The following is a 1,014-nucleotide window of genomic DNA, read 5'->3' on the forward strand; positions in this document are numbered from 1 at the left end:
CAGTTCCTTGGTCGACTTACATGGCATATTCTCTAGATCCGCTACAGAATACAGCTGTTGAGGTTCCAATCTTAGTATTGCCATATCCGCTTCCTTTTTCTTATTGTCGTAACTTGAGTGTAGAGATTATTTGTTTAATTTTAAGTGATTTAGCTTACACCATGGTTTAATCGCACACTTTATGACCATCAAAATGAAAATAATACGCACTTGCAATTGATAATCAATTTCATTTAATATCTTCAGCAAATCAACTTTTGTGGAGATGGACATGAATATTGAGCAATGCTGGATGCGCTATTTGAAAGCGGAGCAATTGATGGAGCAAGGCCATTGGCCAGAAGCTCATCGCTTATACGAAGATGTGCTCAATCACTTGCCTAGCCATATCCATAAGGCGCTAGAGAATGACCTTACCAAGCCTTGCCAATTTGTGTGTCTGGTCAGCGGATTACGCGATGCGAGCGTGGCGCAATCGGAGATCCTCAACAAACTGGGATTACAGCGCGACGCATTTTCAGCCCTCAACCAAACTTATGCGCTGTTCCAATTTTTGCAACTTGAAAGCCATGAGCTGATTGAGCGTGTTGGCCACCTACTCGGTCAGCAAAGTGAGGACTTACTTGCACACATGGCCGCATTTTGCTCTGCGCAGCGCAATGCTCAATGGATGATAGAGCTGGACCATGTCACTCGCGCCCATGAACAGTTTTTGCATTTACAGGCGATGAGCTCAGCAGAAGCTGTGGCTTCCCACCTCTACAACTAATAAGTACCAGAGCAATGGAAAGCAGCAGGATTTAAGCGCCATCACCATTGCTCTAGGTTTATTTGCTATATCAAACACAAGGATACGTGATGTCTTCTCAAACCATTCTTTCGGTGAACAACTTGTCTGTCAGCTTTACGACAAACGATGGGATCGTCGATGCAGTAAAGAATGTTAGCTTCCAGCTACAAGCGGGTGAACCGCTGCCTATCGTCGGCGAATCTGGTTCTGGTAAATCCGTTTCC

The 1,014-nt window shown here is 44.6% G+C and carries 2 protein-coding genes; both read left to right on the forward strand.

The genetic code is table 11. From position 1 onward, the window contains the following. The first annotated feature begins 271 nt into the window (after positions 1 to 271). Positions 272 to 769: a hypothetical protein gene (locus tag R8N46_RS25600; protein WP_005499782.1), complete on the forward strand. Its 498-nt coding sequence runs from the start codon at positions 272 to 274 to the stop codon at positions 767 to 769. 89 nt (positions 770 to 858) lie between these two features. Further along, positions 859 to 1,014: ATP-binding cassette domain-containing protein (locus R8N46_RS25605; protein WP_318189830.1), on the forward strand; the 156-nt coding region annotated here is incomplete at its 3' end.

The sequence above is a fragment of the Vibrio sp. 1874 genome (assembly GCF_033344395.1).
GTDB classification, from domain to species: Bacteria; Pseudomonadota; Gammaproteobacteria; order Enterobacterales; family Vibrionaceae; genus Vibrio; species Vibrio alginolyticus.

What these genes read in the sequence shown, in the direction of transcription:
- R8N46_RS25600 (WP_005499782.1), top strand. Translation starts at nt 272, where the DNA reads ATGAATATTGAGCAATGCTGGATGCGCTATTTGAAAGCGGAGCAATTG.